This window comes from Allomuricauda sp. CP2A (genome assembly GCF_001683915.1).
Taxonomy (GTDB): domain Bacteria; phylum Bacteroidota; class Bacteroidia; order Flavobacteriales; family Flavobacteriaceae; genus Flagellimonas.
This window is the reverse complement of sequence record NZ_LXTT01000072.1, coordinates 1-8,505: the sequence shown is the minus strand read 5'-3', so window position 1 is coordinate 8,505 and position 8,505 is coordinate 1. Positions and strand designations below refer to the sequence as shown.

Annotated in this window: 7 protein-coding genes and 1 pseudogene; 3 read left to right on the top strand and 5 right to left on the bottom strand. The window is 41.6% G+C overall.

What is annotated here, in order from left to right; all coding sequences use genetic code 11:
* The 4 genes from A7D14_RS08860 to A7D14_RS08840 all read right to left on the bottom strand — a co-directional run.
* Positions 1 to 1,257: potassium transporter TrkG (locus A7D14_RS08860; RefSeq protein ID WP_067032965.1), on the bottom strand; the 1,257-nt coding region annotated here is incomplete at its 3' end.
* A gap of 100 nt (positions 1,258 to 1,357) precedes the next feature.
* Positions 1,358 to 1,723 (bottom strand): hypothetical protein, encoded by a 366-nt coding sequence (locus tag A7D14_RS08855; RefSeq protein ID WP_067032964.1) that lies wholly within the window; start codon positions 1,721 to 1,723, stop codon positions 1,358 to 1,360.
* A 257-nt stretch (positions 1,724 to 1,980) separates the two neighbouring features.
* Entirely contained in the window at positions 1,981 to 2,658 is a 678-nt protein-coding gene (locus A7D14_RS08845) for a response regulator (RefSeq protein WP_067032967.1), read from the bottom strand.
* Positions 2,651 to 3,730, bottom strand: coding sequence for an ATP-binding protein (locus A7D14_RS08840; RefSeq protein WP_255307425.1), 1,080 nt, complete (start codon positions 3,728 to 3,730; stop codon positions 2,651 to 2,653). Before A7D14_RS08840 ends, A7D14_RS08845 begins: the two co-directional genes overlap by 8 nt.
* A 136-nt stretch (positions 3,731 to 3,866) precedes the next feature.
* On the opposite strand from A7D14_RS08840, the gene A7D14_RS08835 reads away from it, so the two are divergent.
* Entirely contained in the window at positions 3,867 to 4,802 is a 936-nt protein-coding gene (locus tag A7D14_RS08835) for a TerC family protein (RefSeq protein WP_067032957.1), read from the top strand.
* 43 nt (positions 4,803 to 4,845) lie between these two features.
* Here A7D14_RS08835 and A7D14_RS08830 read toward each other — a convergent pair whose 3' ends face one another.
* Positions 4,846 to 5,946 (bottom strand): heparan-alpha-glucosaminide N-acetyltransferase domain-containing protein, encoded by a 1,101-nt coding sequence (locus A7D14_RS08830; protein WP_067032955.1) that lies wholly within the window; start codon positions 5,944 to 5,946, stop codon positions 4,846 to 4,848.
* A 1,034-nt stretch (positions 5,947 to 6,980) separates the two neighbouring features.
* Here A7D14_RS08830 and A7D14_RS08825 point away from each other — a divergent pair.
* The gene (locus tag A7D14_RS08825) at positions 6,981 to 7,922 is read left to right on the top strand and encodes a PAS domain-containing protein (RefSeq protein WP_067032954.1); all 942 of its coding nucleotides are present in this window, start codon (positions 6,981 to 6,983) and stop codon (positions 7,920 to 7,922) included.
* A gap of 72 nt (positions 7,923 to 7,994) precedes the next feature.
* Positions 7,995 to 8,505, top strand: a pseudogene (locus A7D14_RS08820) (IS21 family transposase); the annotation flags it as partial.

Below are 8,505 nucleotides of genomic sequence, written 5' to 3'. Positions count from 1 at the left end.
GAAAAGGGCCGTTATAACCTTACCAACGCCATCGTGTTCTGCCAGGGTGTTGTTATATTCATTGAAATAGAACATTATTGTTCCCAAAATGGTCAAGGTAGAGGTGGTTATCAGTGTAATTCGACTGTTCAGGTTAAGTACCCACGGTTTGTGCTTTTTTTGTTCCCCGGTAAAATAAAACAGTTTCCTAAGAATAAAATATTTAAGATACTTTATGATGTTCACTACGATAGGAAAACCCAATCCACCCAATACGAAGGCCACAATAATAAGGCTTTGGAACATATAATTATAACGAAACCCAGTTTCGTACAAACTATTGGGCAAGGTGGAGAAACCTGCATTGCAGAATGCGGAAACAGCGTGGAACACCGAAAAAAAGAAACGATGAAAAAAAGAGGTGAACAAACGATTGTCCATACTCAAATAGATAAATAGTGCCGCAACCAATTCTATGGAAAAAGTAATGATAAGGATACGCCTCAGAGTGCCAAAAACCTCACCCAATTTTTTGCTCCCGGTCATATCGCTCAAGGTCAACTGGTTTTCATAGGAGGCACCTCCTTTGAAAAAGTAACTGAAGTAGCTTGCAACGGTCAGTATCCCGATCCCCCCGGCCTGGATAAGGCAAAGAATGACGGTTTGACCAAAAACGGTGAAATAGCTTCCTGTGTCCACAACAATGAGGCCCGTTACACAAACAGCACTTGTAGAGGTGAACAAGGCATCCAAAAAAGAGATGCCATCATGGGTGGCATTGGGCAATAGCAACAAAAGTGAACCAATCAATATAATGCCCAAAAAACTGGCAATGAACAACTGAGCTGGATTGAGCAGTGTCTTTTTATAGTTGATTTCCTGTTCGGAAAACTCCCTAATAAAAGTAAGTATGATCGCAAACTTTACCCAATTATCGGAATACAGGAAAGAAATATGCCTGTGGGCCTCTTCACCTAAAAAGTGGGCATATAGAATTACCAAGGTCACCACAATGGTAAATGAATCGAAAATAATTACGGAACGTTTAAATTGTTTGGCCCCCCTTGTATATCGTAAAACGGTGACCAATATTCCTAAACCAATTACTACGAAATAAAAAGTATTGAACCAAATTTGGACCTTTTGTGATTTATCAAAGCCAAAATCGATAATGAACAGGAAGACCCCAATAATGCTGGTATAGAAAGCCAGAGGAAAGAGAGCTTTGGAAAACCCCCAATCAAAAAGCACTGACCTTCCCCGTTTGAAAAGCGACATAGAAAACCATAATTCGTTTGGAGAAAGCAAAGGTATGTATAGAGTTATAAAGATTTTATAAAGATTGGGCTGCCAGTGATGACCGAAACCAAAGTGGCATTTATAGTTTACCTTTATAATATTGGGATAGTAGGTTCTCCAGTTTGGTCACTTCGGTCAGGATTTTGTCCAATAGTACCATGAATTCAGTTTTGTTTTCCAACACATTGCCACCCATTTTGTATAGGGTCAATGTATTTTGGATAAAATCCTTTGTCTTTTCCACTTCCTTGAGCATGCCTTTTAAGCCCACGGCACCCAAAACGGCATCCAGACCATCTTTTACGGTATTGTAAATGTATGCAAAGAGCAAGGTATTGGGGGGACTTGGCTCATCCACGGACATATATTTGAGTTCGTTGATTCTGAAACAAAGCTTGACGATCAAACCCGAGACTTTCTCGTTGATTACTGCCTTAGTGTTCATTGGACAAAAGTTTGGAATGAAAGGAGCATTAAAGGGGAGGAACCCAATGAAGGCCATTTTGTGGTAGAGCGGTCAAAGGATTTACAGGGTGTTTGAAACCCTATAGCCGACTTTATATAGGTCAGCAGGTTTTCCATGGTCCCTATCAAAATGAATCCCATTTCAGGGGTTTTATTGTTTTGTTGCCACAAAGATCATGGGAAAAGAATATTCAAAAAATCAAGAATTGGGCAGAAGGGATAAAGATTTTATAAATTTCATTGGAACCGATAGCCAACGCCACTTTCCGTAATAATGCGTTCAGGATGGTTCGGGCTATCCTCTATTTTTTTTCTCAATGTACCTACAAATACCCGTAAATATTGGGTCTCATTCTGATGTCCATAGCCCCAGACCTCATTTAGGATATACTGGTGTGTCAATACCTTGCCTTCATTCTTTGCAAACAGGGCCAATAAGTTGTATTCAGTTTGTGTCAACTTGATCAATTTTCCTTGTTTTTTGATGGTTCTGGCCACAAGGTCGACTTCAATGTCCCCAGATTGGATGGTCGAATTGAGTTCAATGTTTTGATCCCTTCTCATTGCCGAGCGGATACGGGCCAAGAGTTCTCCTGTCCTAAAGGGCTTGGTGAGGTAATCGGATGCGCCATTGTCCAAAGCCCTGATGATGTCCCGTTCATTGTCCTGAACCGATAGGATGATGATAGGTTTTTGATACCAGTCCCTGAGATCCACCAGAAGTTCATGACCGCTTTTATCGGGTAATCCAATGTCCAAGAGGATGGCGTCCGGCAAATGACTTGCGGCCAGGGCAGTGCCCTCTTTGGCATTTGCAGCTTGCAGGGTACTGTAGCCATTGCTGTCCAGATTGATTTGGAGCAGTTTTCTTATCTGGGGCTCATCATCAATGATCAATATTTGCGCCTTATCCATTTTCATGGGTATTTATCGGGGTTTTTTCCGCTGGAATTGATATGGTGAAAAGAGCACCGGTACCCTTTCTGTTTTCCAATTGTACCTTACCATTCATGGCTTCCGTAAAGCCTTTGACAATCGAAAGACCGAGTCCGGTACCCCCCACGGTATTGTCAAGTCTGTAGAACTTTTTGAAAACGGAACCCAATTCATTTTCGGGAAACCCTTTTCCATTGTCGGTAACCATCAAAATACAACCATCCATTGTTTCATTGGCCTCAATCGTAACAATCGAATTTTTGGGCGTATGTTGAAGTGCATTATGGATGATGTTGTGCAAAATATGTTCCAATAGAATCCCGTCCAATTTGAAAAGAGGTAGGTGTTCTTTGGGATCAAAAAAGATTTTATGGTCCAATGCATCCTTGTGGTTTCTTCTAATGGTGGAAAAAATGATTTCATTGATGTCGCACCAATCTTTTTTGGGTTTGATAACCCCAGCCTCCAACCTGCTCATGCTTAACAAGTTCTCTACTTGCCGGTTCAACCGAAGGCCTGCAATCTCTATTTCCGAATAAAGCTCAATTCTGTTACTGTCCGAAAGCTTGGAACCGTTATCTTTAATAGTATCAACAGCCCCGATAATAGTTGCAATTGGCGTCCTCAGTTCATGGGAAAGGGAATTCAACAAGGTGTTGTACAGAGCTATGGATTTGAGCCCCTCTTCCTCGTCCCGTTGCTTCTTTTCAAATTCCCTGATTTTGAAGGTGAGCACGGCATTGATGGATGCAATGACAAAGTACATCAAGAACATAAGGCCATCCTCGGGGGTCTCGATGTGGAAGGTCATTGTAGGGGGAATAAAGAAAAAGTTCCATATCAGGGCACTTAACAGAGCTGATATCATTACTGGAAAAATATCGAAGAGGATGGCATTGAGGGAGACCGCCATCAATAGTATAAGGGCAACGGCACCATAGCCGATAAAACTTACCAAAAAGAAACAGATGACCGAAGTTGCCACAATGAGCAGGAGACTTATCGTGTACTGTTTCTTTTTACTGTAATTCCGCGTCCTGAGGAAATCCAAACCTTTTTTTGGGTAAAGTTACCCAGAAGAATATAAAGATTTTATAAGGATTTACCCTTGGGCCACTTTTATTTAATGGTTTTTTGTAGACTGACGGTTGCCAATGTTTACTTTTGATTCTTAAAATTTTAAACTTATGGTGGTCTGGGGCATTTTCCTTCTGGGTATCCTTTTTTTCTTGGCATTGGACCTTGGTGTCTTTAACAGGGAGGCACATATCATCAGTGTGCGGGAAGCATCAATATGGACTGGTATTTGGGTGACTATGTCCATTTTGTTTTCAGGTCTTGTTTACTGGCTTTATGGAACAGGAAAGGTGGATAATGTTGATTCCCTTGCACCTATGGAGGCCAGTTTAAAATACATTACTGGCTATCTGATTGAACTCTCATTAAGCATAGATAACATCTTTATTATTGCAGTGATTTTCGGTTCGTTCCACATTCCACAGAAATACCAGCACCGGGTACTCTTCTGGGGAATTTTGGGGGCCATTGTGTTCCGGGCCCTGATGATATTCTTTGGAGTGGCACTGATCAAAAAGTTCAGTTTTATGACCTATATTTTTGGCGCTTTTTTGATTTTTACCGCCATAAAGATGTCGGTGTCAAAGCAAAAGGCCTTTAATCCAAAGAAATCCTTTGTTTATCGTAATTTGAGAAAGATCATGCCCATTACCTCACACATGCAAGGGCAGAAGTTTTTCATTAAGTTGCGCCATATTACCGCTGCAACGCCCTTGTTCATCGCCTTGGTGATCATCGAATTTTCCGACATCCTTTTCGCCTTGGACAGTGTCCCGGCCATTTTGGCCATTACTTCCGATCCCTTTTTGGTCTTCAGCTCCAATATATTTGCCATATTGGGTCTTCGCTCGATGTACTTTTTCCTTTCCCATATGATCAACAGGTTTCACCACCTTAAATATAGCCTGGTGGCCATCCTGAGCTTCGTGGGGGTAAAATTGATATTGGCACATCATTATAGTTTTCCGGAATGGGTTTCCTTGGGATTTATTGCATTGTCGCTATCCATTGGGATTTTGACGTCGTTCAAAAAAGAAAAGGAATAAACCGCGATGGAGATCTTGAGGTGAACCCTCGACTTTACCAATCTTAGCTAAAGAGTTGCTTTACTTTCCTATCAGCCATTAGGACCACAGAACAAATGGCGATAAGAAAAAATAGGGCCCCTAGGACAACATGTGAAAGGGATAGGGAATGATGGTAATACCGGCTAAGACCATGTCCCGTGATACTACCGTAAAGCACCATGGCATGGAGGATATAAATGGACAATGTGTTTTGCCCGATATCAAGAATGGTCTTATGGTCCAAAATGTTTCTCAATGTGATGAATATGGCAAAGATCACAAAGACCACGCCCAACCGGGCAAAAAGGTAGCTGTCATCAATTGCACTATGTAAAAAATGGTTGTCGGTCAGGTTTCCCATATCCCTTATGAACTCATAGGATTGGAAAATCAATAGGATGCCGATAGAAAGTGTAATCAAAAATACTTTGGGATAGAATCCTTGCTTGTTGAGATGGGAATGAAAAAATCCCGATAGGCACGCACCTGCCGTTGCAAAACCAAACCAGGGCACCATGGTAAAAACGGAACCGTTTTCCCGTGTGAAATAATTGGATAGCCATTCGGGCAGCAAACCAAACTCCCATTGGTTCACGGTGCCATTGGACAGGAAGAGTAAAATGGTAACGGAACCCAACAATATCTGGAACAGGTATTTGTTGAACTTATGGGCGGCCAAATAAAGAACTATGATCAATAGCATGGAGAGTCCCAAACATTGTAGTACGTGGACAATGTCAAAACTGGCATTGATCGAGCCTTCCAACAATCGTCCAAACCTGATCTGCAATACGTAACCGATGAGAATAAGGAGGCCACTTCTTTTGATTCCCTTCTTAACGCGTGGATTTGACCACCCCTTTTCATATTTTTTGAAGAGTAAATACGTGAAGATGAATCCCGTTACGGTAAAGAAAACAGGGGCGGTCACCCCCCTGAGATATGCCCATAGGGAATAGGCCATACCTCCTTCTTCCCGATAGCTTTCCGTCAATAATGCGGATACGAAGTGTCCCTGCAGCATCATCAAAATGGCCCAGGCACGAAGGGCATCTATAAAGTATAGCCGCTCAGGATTGGCTTTGTCCCGAAACTTTACGGATTCAGTGTTGTTCTGTTCCAATGGTTATGTACTGAGGGGGTGAATGGCCCCATATTTTTATATACGGTATAAATCCGACCAAAGATTGTTTTAAATCCACCTATTTGTAAATTGCCCTAAAGTTTGGGGAAGTTTAGCGCATAAAAAACTGTCCCTTGATGATGGTTTTAAAAAATCCTTGGATCATAGGTCTAATGGAGCATCAACTCAACATTGACAACATTCGTGCTTCTGGTTCCTTTCCGCCATAAACTTGACCTTGCCATTTTCACGAATTGCAGCCCTAAACTTTTTTTGTTTTGCCATTTTATAGGGTCTCTGAAAGGGTCGAAATTGCGAGGTGCCGAATTTAACTAATTTGACCATTTTGTCATTATTAACCATGATGCATTTTAAAATTTGGAGATTAACTATCTATGGGGGTTATTAATAACTTGTAGGTTAAAAGAAGAAATCGCTTACCATTTTTGGAAGTTTAATTGAATCCTCTTAGCACAATTGGCGTTTGTCTTAATTTAACTATTTAGTGCAAAATGGTGGTGCGATTTCAAAAGATCAATCTTTCCTTAATAGTTATGGGAACCAACATTCTATCCAATAGATAAACGCGTAAAAGAATGCGGTCTTCCCTTTATTTTCTGCCATCACAAGGGAGTGAACATTCTGGATTGTTCCAGAATGAAATACAAAACCCGGGTAAAAGTGCAGATGCCCATTTAAATTGTTTTGTCACAAACTTTATCGGGAATGATTTGGCACTCGGCATATCGGTCAGGGATCAGCCCTAATCGTTCCAAATGGAGGTAAAGACAAGGTTCGCTTTTTCCAAAGTACCCATGGCTGTCTTTTAGACTTCACTTAAGTTTTGTGTGGGTGCAAAGTTTTTAGTAAATTAAGTCTTGAATTATGTGATTGGAAAATCCTAAACAAATCCCCTTATATATTTTGTTTTAAGCTTCTTGCTCATTATAAAATGTTGTTCATTCCCCCGAAAATATTTAAATTAACACGTACAATCAGACATCTTTTAAGTTAGAAAGTACATTGTCCTTGATATGGAGGAAATTAACAAAACACTGGTTCAAAAATTAAAATTGGACCTTGGCTTTTCTGATATTTTTGTGGAATCCATTCGAGATGGCCTGCTTATTGCCAACGCCGATGGAAAAATTATAATGGTCAATACCGCCCTCAGCGAATTGACAGGTTTTCAAAAGAATGAACTATTGGGTGCCGAAGCTCCTTTTCCTTTTTGGCCGGAGGAATTAAAAAAGGATTTCAGTAATGGCTTTAAGAAAACCTTAAAAGAAGGCCTGACCGGTGAACATGAGACTTTACATATACGCAAAGATGGAAGGCGTTTCCCCGTATCCATCTTTTCTTCAAGTATTAGGGATCAGGAAGGCAATATCATAGCCCATCTTGGATTGTTGAGGGATATCACGGACGGAAAAATAGATACGTTCCAGAATATTTCCGTGAATCAAGAGGTATTTTCCGTATTGAACTACAGAAGAAAGTACAATGATTTTATAGAAGAAAAAGAATTGGTTTCCCAATTGGATTTTACCCTGAACAGTATTAGCGATGGTATCATATCCTTGGATAGGGATTGGCACTATACGTATGCCAATGGAAATGCAGCTGCTATTGTGGACAGAGCACCGGAGAATTTGATCGGTAAACATATTTGGACAGAATTCCCTGATATTGTTGAAACGCCCTTTTATAATTTGGCATTGAAAGCTTTTGAAACACAGCAAAAACAAGAGCTGGAAGAATACTATGCTCCTTTTGGTAAATGGTTTGAAAATAGGTTCTACCCATCCAAAGAAGGATTGACCATTTTTTTTTCGGACATCACGGAGAGGAAGAGAGCGGAAGAGCTTCTATTGGTGCAAAAAACGGGCATAGTATACCACCTTCGGCGGGTCAAACTGAGCCACCCGCGGCGGACCAAAGTGAGCATAGTGGGGCGGATGAAAGTGAGCCACTAAAAAGATCGATTCTATTTGAGTGTTGCGATGGTTTCTTTTGTAAAAAAGACCATGGCGAACAAACAGATAGATATGCGCAAGGCAAAAAGGATTTACAAATTGTACGGCGAGGGGGCCAGCAAGCGACGCATCAGCAAGGAACTTGGCATCTCCCGCAACACGGTGGCCAAGTACATCGAGTTCTTCAAGTGCTACAGGCTGACGCCCTACGAGGTCTCGGAGATGACCCTGGAGGAGATCCACAGGCTCTTCAAGGCGGACCAAAAGCCCAAGAGCGAACAGCTGAGGACCTTAGAGCGGTACTTCCCTTATTTTGACAAGGAACTCCGCAAAACGGGTGTCACGCGACAGTTGCTCTGGGAAGAGTATCATGCGAAGCACCCGGACGGGTTCAAGCTCTCCCAGTTCAGGTACTGGTACCGTGAATGGACAAAAGAGACATCGCCAGTGATGCACTTCACCCATAAGGCGGGCGACAAGCTCTTCATCGATTTTACGGGTAAAAAGCTCCATATAACGGACAAATATACGGGAGAGATCCAGGAACTCGAGGTATACCTGTGCGTGTTGGGCAGCAGCCATT